General features: G+C 49.9%; 1 protein-coding gene and 1 pseudogene. Both read right to left on the bottom strand.

Annotation, left to right across the window (positions count from 1 at the left end):
• Positions 1-129, bottom strand: a pseudogene (locus FDX22_RS00470) (23S rRNA (cytidine(2498)-2'-O)-methyltransferase RlmM); the annotation flags it as partial.
• Positions 122-337, bottom strand: a 216-nt coding sequence (locus FDX22_RS00465; protein ID WP_146716564.1) for a DUF423 domain-containing protein, incomplete at its 5' end; no start/stop codon positions are given. The gene FDX22_RS00465 and the pseudogene FDX22_RS00470, both read right to left, overlap by 8 nt.

Here is a 337-nt window from a genome sequence, read left to right as displayed (position 1 = left end):
GATGACATAACCCACATTTTCTTTGACGCGGGCGAAACCAAAGATTTCGCGACGCCCTGCTTTATCCGTAATTTCTGCGGCGCACTCTTTTTCAAAACCCGGGCGACACAACAATACAACCTTATTCATGGCTTACGCCCTTACGTTTCAATCGAATAGCGCCCACTAACATCAGTGCCCAGCCTACAAGGAAGCTAAAACCACCGACAGGGGTAACAAACGCCCACAGGCGTAAATGAGAAAGCGCGAGGCAATACAGACTGCCGCTAAACAGCACAGTCCCTAATGCCAGGAACACGCTACTCCAGTAAAACCAAATGCTGATGCGTCGCTGCAT

The sequence above is a fragment of the Citrobacter sp. TBCS-14 genome (genome assembly GCF_005280805.1).
Lineage (GTDB): Bacteria > Pseudomonadota > Gammaproteobacteria > Enterobacterales > Enterobacteriaceae > Citrobacter > Citrobacter gillenii.
This window is presented reverse-complemented; position numbering and strand designations above follow the sequence as displayed.